Origin of the sequence: Vibrio sp. TRT 29B02 (genome assembly GCF_050113655.1) — a bacterium.
GTDB lineage: Bacteria > Pseudomonadota > Gammaproteobacteria > Enterobacterales > Vibrionaceae > Vibrio.
The window spans coordinates 1-23,627 of sequence record NZ_JBNJOJ010000034.1 but is presented as its reverse complement, the minus strand read 5'-3'; the positions used below and the strand labels follow the sequence as shown (position 1 = coordinate 23,627).

The window sequence follows — 23,627 nt, the reverse complement described above, 5'->3', positions numbered from 1 at the left end:
AACCTAACCTTGTTTACTTGCTATCTAATCACACAAAAGAGTGCTAGCGAAAATAGAGCAATAAGAGCTTTTAGACACCAATAGACCAAAAGCTCTTTTCGTCGCTATTTTTCAGCTACCGCTTTGATGTAATCGACCTGAACAGACTTAGTAAAAGCACCAGGGCGTAGTGCCTGTACCGCTTCTACAATCTCTTCCAGTTGCCATCCTTTTTCTAACAAGAGATGGGCGGCAAATAGTCCAGTGCGTCCAGAGCCTCCCATACAGTGCATGGCAACTTTGCCTCCGTTGTCGACAATCTGGTGTAACTTAGGACTCGCTTGCTGCCATTTGTTAATAAAATCACCGGCCGGAGCGCAGTCATCCTCAATCTCTATCTGGAACCACTGCATCCCCATTTGCTGTGTTATTTCACCGAGTGCGGAGACATCTTTGCTTGCAAGTTCTGCGTTATCCAGTGCAGTCACAATCGCCTGCACACCTTGCTCTTTCAGTTGAGCCAGTGAATCGGCTAGATCTACGCCTTTTGTTCCAGGACATGGGGTAAGAATCAAAGCACCAGCTTCTAAATCAAGCTGCCAAGATGGGTGTGTCATTGTCTCTCTCCTTACGCCAGACCGACTTTACGAACCAGTTCCGCAGTGCGCGTCGCGTAGCCCATCTCATTGTCGTACCAAGCGTAAATTTTCACCATGCGGGTACCCACAACCATGGTTGACTGAGCATCAACGATGGTTGAGCGTTGATCACCTTTATAGTCAATCGACACCAGAGGTCGCTCTTCAAAGCCCAGAATACCCTTCAGCTCCCCTTGAGAAGCTGCTTTTAGCAAGGCATTCACCTCTTGCGCTGTGGTATCGCGTTTGACATCAAAAATGATGTCCGTTAGTGACGCGTTGGCTAACGGAACACGGACTGCATGACCATTAATTTTGCCTTTCAACTCAGGGAAAATCTCAACGATCGCCGTCGCACTGCCCGTCGTGGTTGGGATTAAGCTCATGCCACATGCGCGGGCACGACGTAGATCCTTGTGGGGTGCATCGAGAATGGTTTGAGTATTCGTCAAATCATGGATAGTCGTAAATGAAGATTGCTCAATGCCCAACTTCTCATGGATCACTTTAACGACTGGCGCGATACAGTTGGTAGTACACGAAGCGGCGGTAACAATACGGTGGATCTCAGGGTCGAAGATTTCATCATTGACTCCCACAACGATATTCGCAATTCCAGGCTCTTTAACCGGTGCAGAAACAACAACGCGTTTCACACCTTGCTCTAGGTATTTGTTTAAGAAAGCGGTTTTGCGATGAACACCCGTCGCTTCAATAACCACATCACAGCCAGACCAATCAACGGCATCAATATCTCGCTCCTGAGTCGTTACTACAGTGCGACCATCAATCACCATCGCATTGCCGTCTACTGCAACCTCGTGATGCCAACGTCCTTGCACTGAATCAAACTCTAGAAGGTGAGCCAGTGTGGCGGTGTCACCGGCAACATCGTTGATTAGAACAAACTCCAGTTCGGGCCAATCAAACGCAGCACGCAGGGCTAAACGTCCAATACGACCGAAACCATTGATACCTACTTTAATCGTCATAACTTTGTCTCTTTATCTTCAAAAACTATGGGCAGCAGACTGGACGAGACTGGATTGCATGAAGTCTCTCTATATCTTGCTGGTATTCTTTTTTCAGGCAGTTGGAAGCCACCAAATCATCGATCAATTTGTTCATCCACCCTGGCAAGTCTTTCGCCAAACGGTAAAACACCCACTGACCTTGTCGAACATCGACCAAAATTCCGTTCGAGCGCAGTTGAGCAAGATGACGTGATACTTTCGGTTGGCTCTCTTTCAGTGCTTCTGTCAACTCTCCAACACACAGGCACTCTTCTCGCATGATTAACATCAAGCAACGAACACGGGTCTCATCAGAAAGCAATTTGAAAAATTGGTGAGGTAGCATAAAACATACTCATATATGGATATGCGAATATGTTTATTTAATTAGATGAATTGATCAACACCTGAACGGCATTTGTCATAAAAAATTCATGATTGGGCAGTGGGGTTAAACGACCTTAATAAGGTCTTGGCTCCAACGTTGGGCCTGATTGATTCTTGGCATCACTTCATGAATCGAGAGGTTGAGTTGCTGACACGCTGACTCCATACCTGTCCAGTCGGCACTCTCGTAGCACTCTTCCAATTGCAATAAAGTGCCATATGGACCCTTTCTTTCAAGCAAAACGACTTTAATGGCTTTACATAAGGGCAGTTGATTAACCAACTCTTCGAGTGGCATATCCAGCAACGCATCAAGCATTGAAAATAAACCAATAATGAAAGCCTGCTCGCGCAGTTGCTCAAACGGGTTGTCATCCGACATTAGTTGAAAGAACTGAGCGCGCTGAAGGCACAAGGTGTAAATCTCTTTTGGCTTATAAGCCGAAACAAATGAAGCGACCACCAGTGACACAAATATCTTCAGCTTGTCTTGACCCAGATAAACCAGCGCCTGACGAAATGATGAGATAGGTACTTCAATCCGATTCGACATGGTATTAACGAAGCGCAACAGTTTAAATGACAGAGCCACATCTCGAGCGACAATCCTTTCTATCTGCTCAAAGTCCACTTGTGGCTGACATACAGCGCGGAACAAGTCCATCGCAATCACCTGCTCAGGGCTAAGATACCGCTGTCGAATAACAACAGGCTTACTAAAAAAGTAGCCTTGAAAAAACGAAAAACCAGCAGAGCGAGTCGCAAGAAACTCTTCTTCTGTCTCGACTCGCTCTGCTAAGAACTTCCGTTTGACGCCCATGGCTAATCGCTCTTTGATCAACGCACAAGACTCTTCCAGTCCCGTTGCCATGATGTCGATCTTAACAATGTGCACCAATGGAAGAAAACGCTCCCATTCAGGCTTGTAAACAAAGTCATCTAACGCAATCAGATAACCATTGGCATGGATCTCTTTGACGGCTAAGAACAGTTCATCGTTGGGAATACAGGTTTCAAGAATCTCAACCACAATCTGCTCTTTTGGCAACGAAAGCGGAAGTAATCGCACCAGACTTTCGTGTGGGAAATTAATGAAGCAGCGAGAAGCCGCAATACAAGGGTTGGTCCCAATCGATAGGAAGTTTTCGACAATCAGCCGATAGGTGGCGCGGTTGGACTCGATATGACTTGGGTATGCATTGCTTTCGCCATCACGAAACAACAACTCATACCCTAAGGTTTGTCGCTTAGCATTTAAGATAGGTTGACGTGCTACATACGTATCACGTATTCGCTTTTGCATATCAGTCAGTAGCTCAGTGTTATGCTTTTGCAGCTGCCAATAGCGCACCACACCCCATAAACATAGAGCCAAACACTTTGTTTATCTTTGACATAATACGATCAGAACGAATGAAACGGCCCATCTGCGAAGCCAAGCTGGTGTAGCCCAACATAACGACTGAATCTATAGTTACGGTTGTAATACCTAGCACCAACAATTGAGTCAATTGGTCTCTTGCTGGGTCAATAAACTGTGGAAACAGGGCCACAAGAAAGACAATAGACTTAGGGTTAGTAAGGTTAATCAACACCGCTTTGCGCATTAGGTTGGTACGTGACATATATTGAGTCGCCTCATTCGCCGCTAAGCTTGAGCGATCACGCCATTTTTGGATACCAAGCCAAATCAGATACGCCGCTCCTACCCACTTAATTACGCTAAATGCCAAAGCAGACTGTGCAACCAAAGCGCCAATACCAGCACCAACAAGAGCAATATGAATAGCAAGACCAATTTGCAGACCGGCGATAGCAGAAAGAGAATGGCGTGTGCCGTAGCTCAGTCCATTACTTATGGAATTTACGGTACCAGAACCTGGCGCAAGGCTAAAAACAATTGCCGTAACCACATAAGCAAGCCAAACATGCATATCCATAGTATTTCCTCTCGACTAAACGTAGCTAGCCACACATAATCTAACTCTGCCGCAAAAATCAATCATATTCAGGTCATTAGCGTCAATGAATGATTCAAGCTCCAACATAACTCCTTCTTATACTCAAGAGTCAGATTTTGAGCAAGCAATCAGTAGCGATATTGCCAACTTTTGGCAATCTAGGCAGCAGGGCTACCTAAAATCGTTCGATCGGACCTCATTATACTGGATAAAGTTCTGTTCACCTCAACACACTAAAGCGATTGTCGTGGTCAATGGACGAATCGAGTGCACCACGAAATATCAAGAACTGTTCTACGACCTATTTCAGCAGGGTTACGATATCTATTCCTATGATCACAGAGGACAAGGGCTATCTGAACGTCTGATTGAAGATACACAGATGGGATATGTCGGAGAGTTTGAAGATTACGTTCAAGACCTAGACGTCTTACTCGAGCACTTCAGCTTAGAGCACTATGACAAGCGCTATTTACTTGGTCACTCTATGGGGGGAAACATCGTTACTCGTTATCTCCAAACACGCGATTCTCAATTTGATGCGGCATCACTTAGTGCGCCAATGTATGGCGTGAATCTGCCGTGGCACCTTAAACCCATTGCAACTCTGCTTGGCCAACTGCTGACGGCAGTTTACTCCAAACCAACTTTTGCTCCCGGTCAAGTGGCTTACTATCCCAAACCTTTTGCGGGTAACCTACTTAGCCAAAGTTCGATTCGCTACCACTGGTTCCGCAACCTCTATGAGCAACACGCTGAACTAAAAGTAGGCGGAGCAAGCACGCGTTGGGTATGGCAAGGCTTAGTCGCCTGTAAACAGTGCTATTTAATGACACGTCACATTAAGACGCCACTGCTCGTGATGCAGGCAGGAGACGATCAGATCGTCTCCAATCAGGCACAAGATCAATTTATGCGTAAGCTGGCTAAAACACATCAAGATTGTGTATTGGAAGTCATCGACGGCGCCAAACACGAGCTATTGTTTGAGAAAGACGAATACCGTAATCAAGCCCTCGATCTCACCCTGAACTTCTTTGAAATGCACTAAAATAGGAAATGATTGAGGGTGAAGTTTACCCTCTTTTTCCCCTTTCTCTTGGAGTACACTATTCGCTCTAACCAATGGCGAATCAACGCTGCACAACGAGGGTGATATGACCAACTCACGCCAAGATACTCCTTTTCACATTGTCGCCTCCGATCTCGATGGTACTTTGCTTGCTCCAAACCACCAGCTAAGCGAGTTTTCCAAACAGACACTGAAAGCCCTGCACGAAAAAGGTTTCACCTTTATCTTTGCTACAGGTCGTCACCACGTCGACGTAGCTGGTATTCGAGAAATCGCCGGGATTCCAGCCTACATGATCACTTCTAACGGTGCCCGAGTGCATGACCAGAATGACCAACTGATGTACAGCAAGAATGTTCCTGCTGATTTGGTTCAAGCGGTGATCGATGTGATCAGAGAAGATCGCAATATCTTTATCCACATGTACCAAAATGAAGACTGGCTGCTGGATAGAGATGATGAGATGCTCGCAAAATTTCATAGTGAATCCGGCTTTAGCTACAAGCGATTCGAAGCACAAGCTGCGCCATGCGAAGGCATAGCAAAAATATTTTTCACTCATCCAGAGCACGATCATGACCATCTCGTTATCTTCGAGAAAAAGCTGCGAGAAACGTTTGGCGACCAGCTAAATATCGCGTTTTCCACACCTTGGTGCCTAGAGGTTATGGCAGCTGAAGTGTCCAAAGGTCATGCGCTAGAAGCGGTTGCTAAGTCCTTAAACCTCACACTAGAAAACTGCATTGCCTTTGGCGATGGTATGAACGATGCTGAAATGCTTGAAATGGCTGGAAAAGGCTTGGTGATGGAAACAGCGCACCACAAGGTGAAAGAAGCGCTGCCTAATAACGAAGTCATTGGTAGCAATGCCGATGATGCGGTCGCTCATTACCTCCAAGACCATCTGTTTTAATGACTTAATTCACGACCATCAGGCTGCTTATTGCAGCCTGATTTGCTTCATGAGAATTGTCTTTGGCTGGGGAGTTTCTCTTTGTCGAGAATCGCACTCCACTCCTGCTCAGAAACAGGCATTATTGATAAACGATTGCCCTTTTTCACTAACGGCATATTTTCCAACTCGGGCATGGCTTTCATTACTGAAAGTGGGATTAAGCGCTCTGTCTTACGAACAAACTCGATATCCACCATCACCCAGCGTGGGCTATCTGGCGTTGATTTTGGATCGTAGTAGTCGCTTTCAGGATCAAACGAGAAATGATCTGGATAAGCTTCCCTCACGACTTTAGCTATGCCTGCCACACCTACTTTTTTGCATGATGAGTGATAAATCAGAACCAAGTCGCCCATTTTAATCTGATCACGCATCATATTCCGAGCTTGATAATTCCTTACGCCTTCCCAGCAAGAAACCTTTTGTGTTCGAAGAGTGTCAATAGAAAAGGTGTCTGGTTCTGTTTTGAACAGCCAATATGCCATAATAGACTCCGCCAATTTCTGAATAGGGAAGATATAGCATGAAGGCGCTCCGAAACCCAGCGGCTGTAATGACTTTACTTACGTTGTCAGCATGTTCGACATTTGATTCTCAACAAGTAACTTCAACGCCAACAACGCCTAAAGCGAGTTTAGATAACCCAGCGAGTATTCAAGCACAAACGTTTGTAATGCGCGGTGAAGTGATACTTGGTCATGAGGTTCGCTCCATCACACCTTGCGGTAGTCAACAGCAGTATTGGCTCGACCTACCCAATGACAGATTTCAACAGGCTCTTAAACTCGTCCCAAGCCCATATTCACCTCTGTACGCAGAAGTGGTCGGTCACCTTGCAACTGGTCAAGCGGATGGTTTTGTTGCCGACTACACGGCGCGCTTCATTGTTGATTCAATCAATATCCTTAGTGCGGAAAACCCAAAACGCTGTGATCAGCCAGTTAAACCTACTTCTGCATTTGGTAACGAACCATACTGGTCTGTTGCCTTTTCAGACAAGTTCCTCACATTTCAAAAACTGGGCGAAGAGAAACAACAACTCGCACTGAAATCGAGTCGAATTGAAACCGATCGCCGACGATATCAGTTCGATGCCGGATCGCTAGAACTCAATAAACGCAGTTGTGTCGATGGTATGAGTGACTCTCTCTACGGATGGAGTGCGACATTGCAACTGGGTGACTCTACCTACAATGGCTGTGCAATGCTATCGAACAAAGATGCTACCCACAATTGGACGGGGGTTTATCAGGCCACATCCACACAAGCTAGCAACTTTAGTGTCAGCTTAAATATCGCTTCTGACCATACGGCCACAACCACTTACAGCTATAATGACGGCGAATCAGACTCTGTAGAACGAGGCTACTGGCAACAACTAAACCCAAATCAGGTTCAAGTTGTCATGACTCACCATCAGCAACAACCTCTGCTTTCTGAACGTATCTTTAGCCGAGAAGAGAACCAGATAACGGCTGACAAAGAAAAAGTGGGCAATATGGTCTACCCTATTGCTGACGGTGGACTGACTTTATTCAAGTCCGAGCAGAGCGCCTCGACAACGTATGGAACGACTAGTCCACTCGCTATCCCTGCAACCGCTGAATTTAATCCCAAAGTTGACAAAGCACTGCGAGATTATTTCAGCGCTAACGGTATAGATCCTACCGGGACTCGCTACCGCTGGCTTAGCTACGACCTCAATGGCGATGGCCATAATGAACTATTGGCACAACTCGACTGGTGTGGCTCTGGTGGCTGTACGCTCCTGATTTTCGACAATCAGCAACAGGATTGGCGCTTTAATAGCAAAATCACCTTAGTCAGAACGCCAATTAACGTTGGAGTCAATAAACAAAGCGGCTGGCAAGATCTGGTTCTATTTGTTAGCGGTGGTGGCGCGATACCTAACCAGCACGTTCTAAAATATAATGGTGTTAAGTATCCGCTAAACCCAAGTACCGCCCCAGTGGCAGGTTACGATGAAATCAGTCCAATCCAACTGTTCTCTGATGGACTAACCCCTCATCAACAAGGCATTACTCTTTGAATACTGTAATAACCTCTGAGGGCACTCGTTGCCCTCACTGTCTGCTGCAACATCAGTGTGTGTGTGACTTGTTGCCAAAGACACAAGCCCCTATTCATATTGCACTATTAATGCACGAGAACGAGTTGGATCGCGAGACTAATACCGGTAAATGGTTACTCCAAAGTTTGGCAACCAGTAGCTCTCATGTATGGCAGCGCACGGAGCCTTGCACAAACTTAATGGCATTGGTGGCTAGCCAACAGTATGACCCGTATTTGCTCTTCCCAAGCGATAAGAGCATCGATATATCAGAGATTAAACGTCAGCAAAGACAGGCAACAACAAATAGCACGCCCCTGTTCATTATTCTCGATGGCACATGGCAAGAGGCGAAAAAGATGCTGCGTAAAAGCCCTTGGTTGCAAGCGTTGCCACAAGTACACCTTGAACCAACCCGAGTCTCCACCTATCAGTTGCGACGTAATCAACAACAAGGCCATCTATGCACATTAGAAGTGTGTTGCGAGCTACTTGATGCTGTTGGTGAACCAAACTCATCAGAACAGCTATTAGTTTTTTTTGAACACTACATGCAGGTGTTTAAAGCCGACAAAAGTGGTCACGTTTTCAACGCTAAAACAGACGTTTAGGCTCTGCTAAATAGAAGCCTTGCAGGTAATCAACGCCGATGCTTTCCGCAATGCTACAAATCTCACTATTGTGGACAAACTCCGCGACCGTTTTGGCATTGAGAACCTGACACAGTTTAACTAACTGGGCCGTAATACGGCGCTGTTTTTCGTCTTGGTCGATATTTCTTATCAAGCTGCCATCTAACTTAATAATGTCTGGCTCAAGACGAATGATCTCATCTAAATTGGAATAACCGGAACCAAAATCGTCAACCATCAAGCGCACACCCAGTTTTTTGAAGTGACTGCAAACTTCCGCCATGCGACCAAAATCTTTAATCTGTTCCGATTCTAAAACTTCAATACCTAACCGATAAGGCTCATTCATCTCAGCGACCGACTGCTCAAGTAGGTACAACGTTTTATCACTCAGCATATCCTGTGGTGATAAGTTTATGGAGAAAGACTCTTGTCTGTTGGCCATATATGCCACCGTAGAGGTCAGCATGTGGCGACTCAAACGCGTATATAAATGAGTTCCTTCGATAATAGGTAAAAAACGCCCAGGAGAGATGATGCTGCCCTCATCTTCGATTCGAACCAGACACTCTTGTGACACTTGTTCTCTTGTATGAGCGGCAAATATGGGCTGACTGTAGGTAATGATGCGTTTATTAAGAATGGCTCGGCTAACGACTCCCATCAACTCAAGCCTATCTTGATGTTCAGCAACAGAAACCGCGCAATCTTTCGCATTACACATATGGGTATTACGTGCTTTCCCCATTCGCCTAGCATCGATCGATTTTAGCAGTAGCTCTTCTCCCTCAACTTCTGGGAAATCAAATCGACTCGCGATGCCTGCGGTAATCGATACTGACAAGTAGTCGAGTTCTGGCAACTCAAATGGGTCAAAATTAATGTGTTCTAACTCTTCAGCGAAAGAGGAGAATTCAACCCGAATTTGTTCACTCGTGCGATTGGACATAAAAACAATCGCCCACTCAGCAGGTCCGATATAGTAGAGGTGTTTAACAAAATCACTACCATGGCGATGAGCAATGCTTGAGGTTATGTGCTCCGTCAGATCTCGGATTAGCTCATCAGCGACTTGATAACCGTACTTTTCATTAACCTGATGAAAGTTCGACAATTTAAAAGTGATAATATGCTCATTGCTTTTCACGCGAGTTAACCTTTCCTGTAAGGCTACTCGATTCTGCAATCCAGTATGTTTATCGAGGCGGTAACTCTCAATCAACCTCTCGGTCTGTTTTGCCAGTTTTTGTTCAACACCTTGACGGATCTGGTTGAGCTCATCAATTGAATGACGAATGAGGTGAAAAAGTGGTGAGACCGGAAATTCGTCGTTATCAGCAACGGTCAGAGGCGGACGCGAGTCATCTTCACTCATCGCAACATAAGTCATGCTGTGATGCAGCGTCTCTTGACGCTCGCTACGATAAAATTCCCCTAAGCAGTATGAACCACAACAAATTTCGAACTGATCGAAAAGCCTGATTTCACTGACACCCTCCACAAACTCCAGTCGAGACTCACAGTTATAGATAAACACAGACTCTGGGTTATATTTTGCTAGTTGAATGACATCATGCCGAACCTGTTCAAGCGTTAAAGAGGGATGGTTGTAGCAGATGCGTACTTCATCACCAATCGAGATCGATTGATCAAGTTCAATACTACCGTCAGGGTAAAGGGCTCTAGGACAACTGATTTGCCCAGAACTGCTTTCTAAAGGGAAGCTTAACATCTGCTCTAAAGCTAACGAGCGCCCTTGTGCGAGCCTCATTTGATATAAACTATAAGCAGGCTGGTAGTCGAGAGATTTGAGCTTAGCGCCTTCCGCATCGGTGACTCTTAATGGACCACCAACAGGCGTCCATTCAGAAAATGCGTTGCGCCATACTTGCAAACGATCACTGTGGAGAGCAACCGATACCGATCTCTTTTGATAAGTTTGAGTGCCATACAACACCCACTCTTCACGTACATCAACATTGGCGGCCACACCACCACTGATCGGCACTGATGTTAACTCCCCTAGCGCTCGGTAGAGGTTAAAATCCAAACTCTTGATGTGTTGTGAAAAACTGATGATGAGTTTCGACTGCTCATTCAGTTCAAGAGCACCAAAAACATTGCGTGCTTCTTGGATAGGATTCTCAGTCAGTTCAACACATGCAGAGGTGATTCGAGTATGCTCAAAGCAAGAGATAACAACTAAGCTTCCATGATGAGTGATCTGCCCATCGACAATCGTATGGCGGGTGCTATGCCCTATGATGTGGCTATGTGGAAGGAATTCATGAATCTGCCGAGCATAAGCACATACTCTATCTTCTGGCTCTGTTGAAAAAAGCTGGACAAGACATGATGCAGAATTCCTAGCAGGAATATCCTGGAGAAACGCCATTAATTGCTGATTATCAGTCACCAGCGTGGAATAAGTGCGCATTCAAATAGCCTAAGACGTGTTTCATTTATTTACTAGTGGCTATACCGTAATGCATATGCATCCATATGAAAAGAGTTGATTTCGAGAGTTGTTAGTTACTTCCCTATCAATAACAATAAGTCAGACAATCGGTTTACTTCAACATCCGGGATAACTTTCACCTTATCATGTTGATACAAATCGATATTTTGATCGTTGAACCAGCAAGCCTTCATTCCACTGCGCTTGGCGCCAAGGACATCTGAGACCAAGTGGTCACCAACGTGCAAAATATCCTCAGCGGGTATCGCCAAAAATTGTTGCGCCTTATCGAAGAGATCTCGATGGGGTTTTGCATAACCATCTGGGCCAGCTTTCAGCACCAAAGAGAAGTAGTCAGCTAAACCAATTTTTTCCACATCAACATTACCATTAGTGATCGCTACCAAGGGTATCTGATTAGCCAGCTCGGCCAATACCTTGTGAGATTCTAACGGTACTGTGAAATCGCTCCGAAGCTCTAAGACACGCGCAATCGCCTCTTCAGCCGCCGACTGTGCTTGCTGCGGCTGATAACCAAGCAAAATCAGTCCCTGCTCAATTTGTTTATAACGCCATAGCGTCACATCGTTAGGTAACCAGCTATCTTGTTTTGCCAAGGTTCGTTTTAAATCATACCACCAGCTTAGCGGCTGAGTCGCAGAGATAGGGTGTTGGTGGTGCAACCATTCAACCATCTGGCGTTCAACCTGACGAATGATTGGACGATTATCATAAAGCGTGTCATCAAGGTCGAAAGTCATTGCTTTGACTGCTTGCCATTGGCGGAAAAATTGCACAATTAACTCCCTTTCTTTTTCGCTCTTGGGTGTGCCTGATCGTAAACGTCAGCCAAATGTTGAAAATCTAAATGGGTATAGATCTGAGTGGTTGAAATATTTTCATGCCCCAACAGCTCCTGAACCGCTCGTAGATTATTACTCGACTCCAACATATGTGTGGCAAATGAATGTCGCAGCTTATGGGGGCTAATGTGGCTCGCGACAGACTGTTTATGGCCCCACTCCGCCATACGTTTTTGAACATTCCGGTGCGATATCCTAACGCCAAGCTTTGAGACGAACAAAGCTGGCTCATCACTCTTCGCTAAGCTAGAGCGAACTTTCAGCCATTTGGTTACCCATTCCGCCGCCATTCCAGAGAAAGGGACTTTGCGTTCTTTATCACCTTTACCGATAACACGCAGTTCACCGGAAGAAAGGCTCACATCCTTAAGGTTTACATTGACCATTTCAGCCAAACGAAGCCCTGCACCATACATCAGCTCCATCATTGCACGATCTCTAATCGCTAATGGATCATCTTCATTCACCTCAAGCAATTGACCTACTTCATCAACATCGAGATTTTTAGGCAAAGGACGTTTTTTACGTGGCGCAGAAACCCCTTTGGCTGGATTTGCAGTCAATTCGCCGCGCAAAATCAGAAAGTCAAAAAAGCTACGTAACGAAGAGAGACGAGTAGCAATACTGCTGGCCTTCATCCCATCACGCATTCCCTTGCTGGCAATTTGGCGCACCCATCCAGCATCCACTTGTTGCCAACTTTTCAGACCAAGATGAACAAGGTGACTTGCGATGGTTTCAAGCTGTTGTTTGTAATTGCGCTGGGTATGCAAGCTCAGCCCCTTTTCGCTTCTTAAATATTCATAGAAGCGTTCCAGAGGCTGTCTTAGTCCGCTAGGAAGAGGAGTTACTGATTCGCTCATGCTCTTCACATTGCCAAGGCAGGCTTTCAATCAAATGAGATAACACCAGCGCCAAGTGACGCAGGAACAAGGTGTCCATATGGGGCTGGAAATGACCACCATCACCGCTTGAGAACATGAGTACTCCTTGAAGTGCTTTCTTATACAAGGGTAGCACGACATACGAACCCATTTCTGGCGCTCGAGAGTTTTCACCTAGCAATAATTCGCGATCTACTTTGCGCATACGCCCCAAGTAAGCACTCTTACCGTTTAAATGATTGGTCGCAAAACGCTGATAGTTTTCTTTATTCAATGAGTAGTAGCCCGATTCGCTATCAAGTAAGCGCACATAAGCCACTAATCCTAGTGATTTGGCCATATTTTCAATGGCTTTTACTACCGAAAACAGGGTGTCACATTTGAGGATCTGCTCTTGCAGCTCCATAAACTCATGAAATGTTCTGTCATTACTTTTAGCCAGAGACATCAATGAGGTGATCTCTTCTTCTAACTCTTCGATTCGCTGACGCTGCCGGTTCATTTGCACATGAACCAGAGAAACAGCACCTTGTTCCTGACTTGGCAGTGCCAGTCGGTCCACTAAATCACGTCGATGAGTAAAAAAGTCTGGATTGTCACTTAGGTACTCGGCTACCACTTCAGCCGTCAGTGCATCCGCTTCAATTTGAGACACGTTGAATCCTTGTTATTATTTTATTCTTAGCAGCTTAGCTGACCATCAAACACATGGGTAGCAGGGCCTGTCATGTATAACGGTTTCCCAGGTCCTTGCCAGCTAATGTGCAGCGAACCACCAGGCAGGTTCACTTTAACGCTTTCGTCTAATAGCCCCTGGATGATACCAACAGCTACCGCACCACAAGCACCACTGCCACAGGCTTGAGTCTCACCAGCCCCTCGCTCATAGACTCGTAGGTTGATTTCATCTCGTCGCAATACTTGCATGAATCCAGCATTAACGCGCTCAGGGAATCGCTCATGGGACTCTAGAAGAGGTCCTAATGTGTCGACATCAGCCGTAGCGACATCATCAACCACAGTCACCACGTGAGGGTTACCCATGCTGACTGCACCACAGAATAAGGTTTTTTCCCCTGTACGCATGATATACGTTTTTTCAGTCTGCTTCGCTTTGAAAGGAATCTTACTTGGTTCAAATTCCGGCACTCCCATGTTCACCGTAACCTGATCATCTTCCTCTATGTTCAGTACCATTTTACCCTTTTTAGTACTGACGCTAATGCTGTACTTGTTAGTTAATCCTTTCATTCGGACAAAGCGAGCAAAGCATCGAGCACCATTACCACACTGTTCAACTTCACTACCATCAGCGTTAAAAATTCGGTAGTGGAAGTCGGTTTCAGGATCGTATGGAGCTTCCACGACAAGCAGTTGGTCAAAACCAACGCCTGTGTGACGATCCGCCATGCGACGGATCAAATCAGGGGAAAAGAAAATATTTTGAGTAATACAATCAACGACCATGAAGTCGTTACCCAAACCGTGCATTTTTGAAAAATGGAAATGCATAAGACTTCAATTACTCCGGAAGTACGTTTTCAAGTGCCCACAAACTGGATAGTTCTTCTCTTTGGCGCACTAAGTAAGCTTGATCGCCATCAACCATGACCTCTGCTGCACGAGAACGAGTGTTGTAGTTGGACGACATGACAAAGCCATAAGCACCAGCAGAACGTACCGCTAGCAAATCATTTTCCTCAATCACTAGCGAACGGTCTTTACCGAGAAAATCACCCGTTTCGCAGATAGGTCCCACCAAGTCGTAAGTCATTGGTTCGCCTTTGCGAGGGCAAACAGGCACGATATCTTGCCATGCTTGATAAAGCGCTGGACGCATTAAATCATTCATTGCGGCATCAATAATGGCGAAATTCTTGTGTTCGGTATGTTTAAGGAATTCTACCTTAGTCAGTAAGACACCTGCGTTAGCTGCAATCGCACGGCCGGGTTCAAAGATAAGCTCCAAGTCTTGATGATTTTCAAGACGACCTAGCAGTGCCTTCGCATAATCAGAAGGCTCTGGTGGCAGCTCATCACGGTATACCACCCCTAAACCACCACCAACATCAAGATGATCGATCTTAATACCTTGGGCTTTTAGATCATCAATAAGTGCGAGCAGGCGATCTGTTGCATCGATAAACGGTTCAATATCGGTTAGCTGAGATCCAATATGGCAGTCAATACCGCGAATCTGTAAGTTCTCTAGACTTTGAGCAAATTTATAAACCGCAGGTGCACGATCAAACGCAATACCAAACTTGTTATCACGTAGGCCAGTTGAAATATAAGGGTGAGTATTTGCATCGACATCTGGGTTAATGCGCAGCGAGATCGGTGCTTTAAGACCAAGCTCTCCAGCAACCTTGTTGAGACGCTCAAGCTCTGGCTCAGACTCTACGTTGAAACACTTGATCCCCAGCTCTAGCGCTCGTTTCATCTCGGCTTCGGTTTTACCAACGCCAGAGAATACAACTTTGCTTGCTTCACCACCGGCAGCAATGACTCGTTCCAGTTCACCACCAGACACAATATCAAAACCAGAACCCAGGCGAGCTAACACATTCAATACACCAAGGTTTGAGTTTGCTTTGACGGCATAGCACACCAAATGTGGGTGCTCACCTACCGATTTATCAAACGCGTGCCAGTGACGCTCAAATGTTGCGCGTGAGTATACATAAAGTGGCGTGCCGTACTGTTGTGCAAGTTCTGTTAGTGCGACATCTTCGGCCCATAGCTGGCCATCATCCTGATAGTTGAAGTAATCCAAAGTACTTTCCCTTATATTCTGTTTCTAATTATTGTGAAGACTGCTCGTTCTGCTGAGCATCTTCAGGCATGTAAAGCGGTCCAGTTTGACCACAGCCAGCTAAGCCAAGCACCGAAAAGATAAAAAGAGCTAAGATCGATTTTTTCATTGGTTGTATCGTGATTATTCTATCAATGCCCCCTATAATCGCACCACACTCAAGAAAAGCAATAGGATAGATTAGATGAACGATACGGAATTTCATCAGTTAGTAGATGTTCAAATGCAAATCATCGAGGAAATGATTGATGATTCAGGTGCGGACATCGATTACGAGACCTCTGGCAACGTAATGACTTTGGAGTTTGAAGACCGCAGTCAAATCATTATCAACCGTCAGGAACCAATGAAAGAGATCTGGCTAGCATCTAAATCTGGGGGGTTTCACTTTGCTCTAGTTGATGGTAATTGGACGTGTTCAAAGACTGGACTAGAACTTATTGCTATGGTTAAGCAAGAGTGTGAAAAACACTGCGACGAAGAGATCGAGTGGGCCTAAGGCATCATCCCTGCCCAACATAAAAAAAGAGCATCCTTAGATGCTCTTTTTTGTATTCGTTTATGCATTGACTATCTTGTTTGGCCTAGTGTAACTGGCGCCATCATTTCGATAAGGAACAATATAAGGTTCGTCATCTTCTGGACGAACAATCTGGTAGTACTGAGGCAAATTGAAATTGATCAGTTTCGAAGAGAGCGGATTTTCATCTTTCACCGAGGTATAAAAACTGTTCACGCTCGCAATCATCTCATCTTTCTCACCTTTAAACTGGTGATAGACTTCCACTCGATTCGATTCGTCCAACACGTAGATATTGAAGCCTTTATCAGTATCTTCAAAAAAGAACTGAATCAAACCTTCGCTAGCAAAACCATCAACCACTTCAGGCAACTGATAGTCCTGTTCCTTATCTAGCATCAGAAGTGGTGAACCTTTCAACTTGTTGGTCGAAATACTGCGATAAAAATCTACCGAGTTTTCCAACATTTGAACCGAAACACCACGACGTTCATAAAAAAGACCGTAAGTTTGCTGACCTATGCGTAAAGCCTTAAATCGACGACGTTTTTCTTGTTCAACTGGCTTGAGACGTAAATCAATACACTCTGCCAATAACTGATAAACCTTGTTGCGCATGACGCCACGTAGATTTTTGCTGTAACAGAACACATCCACTGACTCTGGCGGGATCGCATCCTGATGCATTTTCCCTAGCACGGTTTTCAACCCGTCCAGCATGGCCGTCTCACCTTTAAAATGCAAAGTACGTACTTCATGCCACGAATTGCGGTAAACCAAATCAACACTGCCGACTAGGCATTTCTGCTCAGGACCAAAGCTAAAAATATCTGTGGTTTTAGGATCAAGCTTCAAAGACTTACCACTCAGGTCTGCTGTTGGATCGTTTTCAAAGTTGATAAACATCGCCAGTTGACTAATTTCACATGGGCTAGCTAACGCTTGCATTGTCGGTCGGCGTTTACGCAGTGAGAATGTATTACGTAGGTCACTCACCATCTGATAGAACTTGTCGATGTCGAGGTGAGCATCACGAATCACAGAATGCAAACGAGTCGATTCTGTAATCAAACCATTGAAGAATGACCATGCGACTAGCTTACTCAAATACTCGTTATGTTCTAACGGCGCCTGACCGATAATACGGTGTGGAGTCAAAGGTTGTTTATACAGATACCAACCCGCTTTATTTGTCCGTCCTGGACGAACTTCAATAAAGGTGAGGTCAGACTCATGCAAATCAGGAGAAATCTGAGGATTAAGCAGTGTAACTTTACCTGGTAACACTTCAAACGCAGCATACAGCTTACGCGCCAAGATACTAATATCCTGAGGGCTAATGGCAGAAGTAATATCGTTGCGACGAGCAAACTGAATAAGATTCCGGTAGCTCTGCATCAAAGCGTCCAGCAGCGCATGGTGCACAACTTTGACTTGCTCTACTTTCCAGTTACGACGGTCATCAAGCTCTTCAATAACAGAGTCTGACCAATTCCACTGCTGTACTAGCTCACTCAGCGCTTCACGACGCCATTCCACCGAACCCACACTTGGTTCTCTAGAAAGCTTTTCGTGCGTTTTAAGATAAAAACAGCGGCGCACTAAATCTAAACGCGTGGTATCTCCAATACGTTCAAGATAACGAGTCACCTTTTCTAGCATTAGGTAATACGCATCCATCCCGTAAAGATCCGGCTCATGCGCAAAGAAACGTCGCTTAGTATCTAGGCTCAACAGCTGGGTATTTGGGTACTCCCACGAATAGGCTTCTAATAAAATGGCTTTCAGAACCGACTTGTATGGCGAGTCAATACTCTTGTAAAGCTGCCATAGATTCGAGCCAAAATACTCCTCTGCAGGAATTCGATTCAATTTGCCGAAGTCAATCCACTTAGAGCAATCGATATATCCTTTACTGCACAGGTCTTTTACATATTCGTCGTAGCACTCTTCCATCTCAGTTGGAACAATCTGCCACAGCAAGCGCTGGCCAGCGAGGCGGACAGCACTGCGATAAAACTCATCAAGTAACAGTAGATGCTGAGATGAACCACAGTTGTCACCGGTCATTTCTTCAGAATGATTTGAACGGAAACGTTGCTCATCCATTAAGAAGAAATTCGCTTCAACACCCTGAGTTTGTGCCCAATCAGTGATCAGTAAACATTTGTTGGTTAGGCTTTCTCTTTCCTCGCATTCCATCTCAGGTGATACACATACCCAAATATCCAGATCACTGGAGGTGCTTTGCCCAATAGAAGATGTACTTCCCATGGTATAAAGACCGAGAATTGCTGGATTTTCACTGGTAGGTAGAGGCTGTCCAATGGTTAATTGGCTATCTTCAACGAATTGCTGCTGAATGTCGTTAAGCTCAAAATCACAAATACCAAAAGGAACGTTGGCATCAAAGTAACCAGGAAACAGAGGATGGTTGAAATGGAGTAGAGTTGGGATCAGATGGAAGACTCGTTGACTTGGTAAATCCATAAGCGCCAGCGCACGTTCAATACGTTGCTGGTTAAGGTTATCAAGTCTCTTTATTAACGTCTTGGTGTAAGCCTGCAAGGGAGCTTCCTTGGTTCATATCCTAGATAGTGCCTGACTAAAAACTGTCCTAAAGCACCAACAAAACGTGATCAATCTAACATTTTTATTTGGATTGGTAAAGAAATGTACGATCTGATCTACACAATTTTGTCCATCTGAAGTTGCCGCTCTTAGTGTGGTACGTAACTGCTCTTAATAATAATAGCCTATTTTACAAACGAGACATTTATCACACTCTTTCGATGATTTTGTGCTAGCAAACATCAATCCCTCACCCGAATGAATATGCAGTAATGCATTTTTAGCCGACAGTGGTAGGATTAGCGATTATTTTGGTATCAGCAGAACACTATGACTCAAACAACTCCAATTCGTATCGCTACACGTAAAAGTCCACTTGCGCTTTGGCAGGCTCACTATGTTAAAGACGCATTACAAGCTGCTCACCCAGATTTGGAAGTTGAGCTAGTGACCATGGTAACCAAAGGCGACATTATCTTAGATACACCGCTAGCAAAAGTGGGTGGTAAAGGTTTATTCGTTAAAGAGCTTGAAGTCGCCATGCTGGAAGGTCGAGCAGATTTGGCCGTCCACTCGATGAAGGACGTTCCTGTCGATTTCCCTGAAGGCCTAGGCCTAGTCACCATCTGTGAGCGTGAAGATCCACGCGATGCTTTTGTATCCAACACATACAGCAGTATTGATGAACTCCCCCAAGGAGCAATTGTGGGCACTTGTAGCCTGCGTCGTCAATGTCAACTTAAAGAGGCTCGTCCAGACTTAGTCATTAAAGAACTGCGTGGCAATGTTGGCACTCGTCTCAGCAAACTGGACGCTGGCGAATACGATGCCATCATTCTTGCTGCCGCTGGCCTAAAACGCCTTGAACTGGAAGAGCGTATCAAGAGCTTTATTGAACCAGAACAGTCCTTACCAGCAGTTGGACAAGGGGCAGTCGGTATTGAATGTCGCTTAGACGATGAACGCCTTATTGAACTCCTAGAGCCACTAAACCACAAAGAAACCGCAGACCGTGTTCGCTGTGAACGCGCAATGAACCTAACCCTAGAAGGTGGATGTCAGGTGCCAATCGGTAGTTACTCGCTCATTGATGGCGACAACATCTGGCTACGTGCTTTAGTGGGTGAACCAGACGGCTCTAAGATCGTTCGTGGTGAGATCCGTGGCACTCGTGCAGACGCAGAAGCTCTAGGTGTCGAACTTGCTAATCAACTATTGGCAGACGGCGCGAAAGAGATTCTGACTAAACTGTACGCAGAACACGAGTAAATCACTATGGCAGTACTGGTCACTAGGCCGGGACAACAAGGCCTTACCCTATGTGAGCAACTTTCGAAGGTTGGAGTTTCCAACCTTCACCACCCTCTTATACATATCCAGCCCGGTGAGCACTTAACCGGACTGGAGAATCGAATAGCTGAAGTTGACATCATCATCGCAGTTAGCCAGCACGCAGTGGAAGCGAGCCATCGTTTCCTCTCACAATTGAGCCTAACTTGGCCTTCACAGCCGATCTACCTTGCCGTTGGTCAAAAAACTGCACATGTTTTGAGCAAAGTGAGTCAACAAAAAGTACACTACCCAGAAATTAGTGACAGCGAACATCTACTTAATCTGGATGTACTGCAAAACGTCACCAACAAATCAATCCTCATCTTGCGTGGAAATGGCGGGCGAGAACTCATCTTCGATACGCTCTCTGCACGAGGTGCGTGTGTTGAATATAGAGAAGTATACAAACGAGAAAACCTAGCTTTCCGCTCAGATTTACTCGTACCGTTCTGGCAAGATAAAAACATTAATCAATTAGTCATCACCAGTTCAGGTCAGCTCGACTACTTTATTTCGCAGTTTAATCAACAACAACGGGACTGGTTATTTACGCTACACCTCTACGTACCTAGCGAGCGTATAGCGCAACAAGCACGAGAAGTCGGTTTTAAAGTGGTCACCAATACTTTCAGTGCCTCGAACCCAGTGTTATTGGCTGCTCTCCGGCCAGACAAAACAGGACAATAAGTCATGACAAGCAAAAATAAAAACGAAAACATTGCCCCTGACCAAGAAAAAGATAAGGCAGCGGACGCAAACAAATCAGAAACAACAGCGTCTGCAGAAACAGCGGTAGAGACAGCAGAGCAAGTCTCACCAGCCACGGAACCAAAACCTAGCGAAGCCGCGAAAACTCAAGCTGAAGATAAACAAGCCAAACGTGGCGTTAAGCTCGCGACTGTTGCCATCGTTATTTCGGTCCTTTTCGGTGGCGGTCTTACCTTCCAAATGCAACAAAAGAACGCTGAATACCAAGCGCAAATTAGCGCATTACAGACTCAGTTGCAGCAAACTCAAAACTCGGTTCAATCTGAACTTGAAGCGACCCAGCAGCAAGCCATCGCCAAAGCGACAGAAATCACTCACCGTGCAGAAACCGTATTAGCTCAGCAACAAAAAAGCATTGAAAGCCTTCAGTTAGCCGTTGCTGATGTGAAAGGGCGTCGGCCAAATGACTGGCTTCTCGCGGAAGCAGATTACTTGGTAAAACTGGCAGGACGTAAACTCTTTCTTGAGCATGACGCGGTAAGCGCAACCAAACTGATGGAAAGTGCGGACCAGCGCATCGCTGCACTGAACGACCCAAGTTTAGTTCCACTGCGAAAAGCGATGGCCAACGACATTACTAAGCTAAAGACCATTCCATTAGTTGATCGTGAAGGTTTAGTGCTACGCATTACAGCACTACAGCAACAGGTAGATAAACTCCCACTTGCCAATGCCCTACTTCCTGAAGCAGATAAGCAGCAAAAACCTGTAGTTTCAGAAGACATCTACGACTGGCAAGATAACCTAATTACTTCACTAAAAGATTTCTCTGACAACTTCATCACTTTCAGAACTCGTGATGGCAACGTTATTCCACTCCTATCACCTCAGCAGCACTTCTACTTAAAAGAAAACATTAAGGCGAAGTTAGAGACAGCGATTAAGGCCGTCTACGTAGAACAACAAGAAATCTACTCGACTGCGTTAACAACCGCAGACAAATGGTCATCAACCTTCTTTAACCAAGACTCAAATGAAGTGAAAGAGTTTAATAAAGCTCTAGAGCTATTGAGCTCACAAAAGGTTCAAGTTGAGTATCCAGTTAAGCTTGAAACCCAACAGAACCTATCTGATGTCATTCGTGAACGCCTTCGTCGTGAAGTAACGACTCTAGTATCGGAGGATAAGTAATGTTTCGCCTTATTTTTCTCTTTGTCGTACTCGGATTAGGACTGTTTGTTGGTACTCAGTATGCAGGTCAACAAGGCTATGTGCTGATCTCAATTGCCAACAAAACCATCGAGATGAGTGTCACGACTTTAGTCATCTTCGTTATTGGCGCGCTAGCAGCACTGTTCGGTTTAGAGTATCTGATTAAGAAAGTATTCTATGCGAGTTCAGCGACATGGAATTACTTCAGCGTACGTAAAATGAGACGCTCACGCCGCTACACAAATGAAGGAATCATCAAGTTGCTCGAAGGTGATTTCAAGCTCGCAGAGAAAAAAGTGACTCGTTGGGCCAATCATCATGATATGCCACTACTCTGTTACTTAGTTGCGTCAGAAGCAGCACAAGGCATGGGTAATGAAGCACAGCGTGATCGTTACTTAGAACTGGCAGCACAGCAAGAAAACGCTGAGCTAGCGGTTGAGCTCACTAGAGCCAAACAACAAATTCGCGATGCTAAGTACAACCAAGCTCTTGAAACGCTGTCAGGCTTGAAACATAACTATGCCAACAACCTAATAGTGCTGAACTTACTCAAACAGGTTTACATTGAACTGAAGCTTTGGCAGCCGCTTTTGGACTTACTGCCAAAACTCGTGAAGAATAAGATCGTGACCGAAGAGGAACAAGAGCCATTAGCACAACGAGCACAATGCGGCCTGCTTACTGAAGTTGCAGAGCAAAAAGGGAGTGAAGGACTGATCGCTCACTGGAATGCGCTACCACGCAAGGTGAAATCAGACGCTCACCTAGTGGAGTGCTTTGCGAAACAACTCATCAACCGTCAGGCAGATAACGAAGCGTTTACTTTAATTAAAGAAACACTTAAGAAGCATCCGAATTCTGAATTATATCGCTTACTTCCTGAGCTTAAACTCTCAGACAGCCATCCAGTTATCACCTTCTTAGAAGAAGTTCTAAGAAAAGATGCCAATAACGCACAAGCAAATAGTGCTTTAGCGCAGTTCCACCTACGTAATGAAAACTGGAGTGGCGCTCAACAGTACTTAGAGAAAGCGCTCTCTATACGCTCAAACGTCTCAGATTACGGTCTACTGGCGGATGCCCTAGAGAAACAAAACCTAACTAAAGCCGCACATGAAGTCTCTAAAAAAGCACTGACTCTGGTCAGCGGCCCTGCTGCTTAACACTAGCAAGTACTTTAGAAAGCCACCTAATCAGGTGGCTTTTTTATAGCGAGAATATTTTCTCTTTTCAGAGACAAGTCCTATCAACATCTTCTAGGCCCAGCATCTCATCAGTTTACAGCCAAACCTTACCTTCAGCGTAAGCAGCGCTCGTATTGCCCCCTATCTCAAAGCTCGTAATCCGTAATCCACAGCCCGTAGCCGATTTCCACACCTGAAGCACTCCTGCTCCCTAATACACAAAAAGCCCGTGGCGTGAGCGACGGGCTTTTAAAACAACCAAAGCCTAGCGTCAGGCTCGGCTGTATGAATCAGAGATGGACGGTCGGGACGGCAAGCCATCGACATGCCTTGGTCGATGAGAAACATACTCGGATAAAAACAAAAAGA

23 protein-coding genes are annotated in these 23,627 nt (G+C 45.3%); 9 read left to right on the top strand and 14 right to left on the bottom strand.

Annotation, left to right across the window (positions count from 1 at the left end; translation table 11 throughout):
• Nucleotides 1–104: 104 nt before the first annotated feature.
• The 5 genes from ACQEXT_RS17930 to rhtB all read right to left on the bottom strand — a co-directional run bounded on the left by ACQEXT_RS17930 (nucleotide 105) and on the right by rhtB (nucleotide 3,957).
• The gene (locus tag ACQEXT_RS17930; protein ID WP_426953105.1) at nucleotides 105–596 is read right to left on the bottom strand and encodes a cyclin-dependent kinase inhibitor 3 family protein; all 492 of its coding nucleotides are present in this window, start codon (nucleotides 594–596) and stop codon (nucleotides 105–107) included.
• Nucleotides 597–607: 11 nt separating this feature from the next.
• Nucleotides 608–1,609: an ArsJ-associated glyceraldehyde-3-phosphate dehydrogenase gene (locus tag ACQEXT_RS17925; protein WP_426953104.1), complete on the bottom strand. Its 1,002-nt coding sequence runs from the start codon at nucleotides 1,607–1,609 to the stop codon at nucleotides 608–610.
• A 25-nt stretch (nucleotides 1,610–1,634) separates the two neighbouring features.
• On the bottom strand, nucleotides 1,635–1,976 hold the full coding sequence (locus tag ACQEXT_RS17920) for a metalloregulator ArsR/SmtB family transcription factor (protein WP_138972195.1): 342 nt from the start codon (nucleotides 1,974–1,976) through the stop codon (nucleotides 1,635–1,637).
• Nucleotides 1,977–2,081: 105 nt separating this feature from the next.
• A complete protein-coding gene (locus ACQEXT_RS17915; RefSeq protein ID WP_426953118.1) occupies nucleotides 2,082–3,308 on the bottom strand; it encodes an EAL and HDOD domain-containing protein in 1,227 nt (408 codons plus the stop codon).
• 31 nt (nucleotides 3,309–3,339) lie between these two features.
• Nucleotides 3,340–3,957, bottom strand: coding sequence for a homoserine/homoserine lactone efflux protein (gene rhtB / locus ACQEXT_RS17910; RefSeq protein ID WP_269378402.1), 618 nt, complete (start codon nucleotides 3,955–3,957; stop codon nucleotides 3,340–3,342).
• Nucleotides 3,958–4,042: 85 nt separating this feature from the next.
• Here rhtB and ACQEXT_RS17905 point away from each other — a divergent pair, with 85 nt between their 5' ends.
• Entirely contained in the window at nucleotides 4,043–5,029 is a 987-nt protein-coding gene (locus ACQEXT_RS17905; protein WP_331427751.1) for an alpha/beta fold hydrolase, read from the top strand.
• A 106-nt stretch (nucleotides 5,030–5,135) separates the two neighbouring features.
• Nucleotides 5,136–5,963: a Cof-type HAD-IIB family hydrolase gene (locus tag ACQEXT_RS17900; protein ID WP_269378400.1), complete on the top strand. Its 828-nt coding sequence runs from the start codon at nucleotides 5,136–5,138 to the stop codon at nucleotides 5,961–5,963.
• A gap of 47 nt (nucleotides 5,964–6,010) precedes the next feature.
• Here the strand turns inward: ACQEXT_RS17900 and ACQEXT_RS17895 are convergent, their stop codons facing one another.
• Nucleotides 6,011–6,490 (bottom strand): EVE domain-containing protein, encoded by a 480-nt coding sequence (locus tag ACQEXT_RS17895; protein WP_138972199.1) that lies wholly within the window; start codon nucleotides 6,488–6,490, stop codon nucleotides 6,011–6,013.
• Between the two features lie 38 nt (nucleotides 6,491–6,528).
• On the opposite strand from ACQEXT_RS17895, the gene ACQEXT_RS17890 reads away from it, so the two are divergent.
• Together ACQEXT_RS17890 and ACQEXT_RS17885 are read left to right on the top strand one after the other, a co-directional pair.
• A complete protein-coding gene (locus ACQEXT_RS17890) occupies nucleotides 6,529–8,055 on the top strand; it encodes a COG3650 family protein (RefSeq protein WP_426953103.1) in 1,527 nt (508 codons plus the stop codon).
• On the top strand, nucleotides 8,052–8,687 hold the full coding sequence (locus tag ACQEXT_RS17885; RefSeq protein ID WP_426953102.1) for a tRNA-uridine aminocarboxypropyltransferase: 636 nt from the start codon (nucleotides 8,052–8,054) through the stop codon (nucleotides 8,685–8,687). Before ACQEXT_RS17890 ends, ACQEXT_RS17885 begins: the two co-directional genes overlap by 4 nt.
• On the opposite strand, the gene ACQEXT_RS17880 is transcribed toward ACQEXT_RS17885, so the two are convergent.
• From ACQEXT_RS17880 to lptM, 7 genes are all read right to left on the bottom strand, one after another.
• Nucleotides 8,671–11,145 (bottom strand): EAL domain-containing protein, encoded by a 2,475-nt coding sequence (locus ACQEXT_RS17880; RefSeq protein WP_426953101.1) that lies wholly within the window; start codon nucleotides 11,143–11,145, stop codon nucleotides 8,671–8,673. The two genes, ACQEXT_RS17885 and ACQEXT_RS17880, sit on opposite strands and share 17 nt — an antisense overlap.
• A 95-nt stretch (nucleotides 11,146–11,240) precedes the next feature.
• Nucleotides 11,241–11,963, bottom strand: a complete 723-nt coding sequence (gene yigB, locus ACQEXT_RS17875) for a 5-amino-6-(5-phospho-D-ribitylamino)uracil phosphatase YigB (RefSeq protein ID WP_331418015.1) — start codon at nucleotides 11,961–11,963, stop codon at nucleotides 11,241–11,243.
• 2 nt (nucleotides 11,964–11,965) lie between these two features.
• The gene (xerC, locus tag ACQEXT_RS17870; RefSeq protein ID WP_138972203.1) at nucleotides 11,966–12,892 is read right to left on the bottom strand and encodes a tyrosine recombinase XerC; all 927 of its coding nucleotides are present in this window, start codon (nucleotides 12,890–12,892) and stop codon (nucleotides 11,966–11,968) included.
• Nucleotides 12,864–13,568 (bottom strand): DUF484 family protein, encoded by a 705-nt coding sequence (locus ACQEXT_RS17865; RefSeq protein WP_269378393.1) that lies wholly within the window; start codon nucleotides 13,566–13,568, stop codon nucleotides 12,864–12,866. Before ACQEXT_RS17865 ends, xerC begins: the two co-directional genes overlap by 29 nt.
• 26 nt (nucleotides 13,569–13,594) lie before the next feature.
• A complete protein-coding gene (gene dapF / locus ACQEXT_RS17860; RefSeq protein WP_331427745.1) occupies nucleotides 13,595–14,425 on the bottom strand; it encodes a diaminopimelate epimerase in 831 nt (276 codons plus the stop codon).
• A gap of 10 nt (nucleotides 14,426–14,435) precedes the next feature.
• The gene (gene lysA / locus ACQEXT_RS17855) at nucleotides 14,436–15,689 is read right to left on the bottom strand and encodes a diaminopimelate decarboxylase (protein ID WP_426953100.1); all 1,254 of its coding nucleotides are present in this window, start codon (nucleotides 15,687–15,689) and stop codon (nucleotides 14,436–14,438) included.
• Nucleotides 15,690–15,717: 28 nt separating this feature from the next.
• Complete coding sequence (lptM, locus tag ACQEXT_RS17850; RefSeq protein WP_419723661.1) at nucleotides 15,718–15,837, bottom strand: LPS translocon maturation chaperone LptM; 120 nt, start codon at nucleotides 15,835–15,837, stop codon at nucleotides 15,718–15,720.
• 75 nt (nucleotides 15,838–15,912) lie between these two features.
• On the opposite strand from lptM, the gene cyaY reads away from it, so the two are divergent.
• A complete protein-coding gene (gene cyaY, locus ACQEXT_RS17845; protein WP_331418019.1) occupies nucleotides 15,913–16,227 on the top strand; it encodes an iron donor protein CyaY in 315 nt (104 codons plus the stop codon).
• 60 nt (nucleotides 16,228–16,287) lie between these two features.
• Here cyaY and ACQEXT_RS17840 read toward each other — a convergent pair whose 3' ends face one another.
• Nucleotides 16,288–18,816: a class I adenylate cyclase gene (locus ACQEXT_RS17840; protein ID WP_138972208.1), complete on the bottom strand. Its 2,529-nt coding sequence runs from the start codon at nucleotides 18,814–18,816 to the stop codon at nucleotides 16,288–16,290.
• Nucleotides 18,817–19,149: 333 nt separating this feature from the next.
• Between ACQEXT_RS17840 and hemC the strand changes: the two genes are divergently transcribed.
• Genes hemC through ACQEXT_RS17820 form a run of 4 tightly spaced genes read left to right on the top strand, consistent with a single transcriptional unit; the run spans nucleotide 19,150 to nucleotide 23,237 of the window.
• On the top strand, nucleotides 19,150–20,088 hold the full coding sequence (gene hemC, locus ACQEXT_RS17835; RefSeq protein WP_426953099.1) for a hydroxymethylbilane synthase: 939 nt from the start codon (nucleotides 19,150–19,152) through the stop codon (nucleotides 20,086–20,088).
• 6 nt (nucleotides 20,089–20,094) lie between these two features.
• A complete protein-coding gene (locus ACQEXT_RS17830; protein WP_138972210.1) occupies nucleotides 20,095–20,838 on the top strand; it encodes a uroporphyrinogen-III synthase in 744 nt (247 codons plus the stop codon).
• Nucleotides 20,839–20,841: 3 nt separating this feature from the next.
• Nucleotides 20,842–22,050, top strand: a complete 1,209-nt coding sequence (locus ACQEXT_RS17825) for a uroporphyrinogen-III C-methyltransferase (RefSeq protein ID WP_138972211.1) — start codon at nucleotides 20,842–20,844, stop codon at nucleotides 22,048–22,050.
• The gene (locus ACQEXT_RS17820) at nucleotides 22,050–23,237 is read left to right on the top strand and encodes a heme biosynthesis protein HemY (RefSeq protein ID WP_138972212.1); all 1,188 of its coding nucleotides are present in this window, start codon (nucleotides 22,050–22,052) and stop codon (nucleotides 23,235–23,237) included. Before ACQEXT_RS17825 ends, ACQEXT_RS17820 begins: the two co-directional genes overlap by 1 nt.
• Nucleotides 23,238–23,627 lie beyond the last annotated feature (390 nt).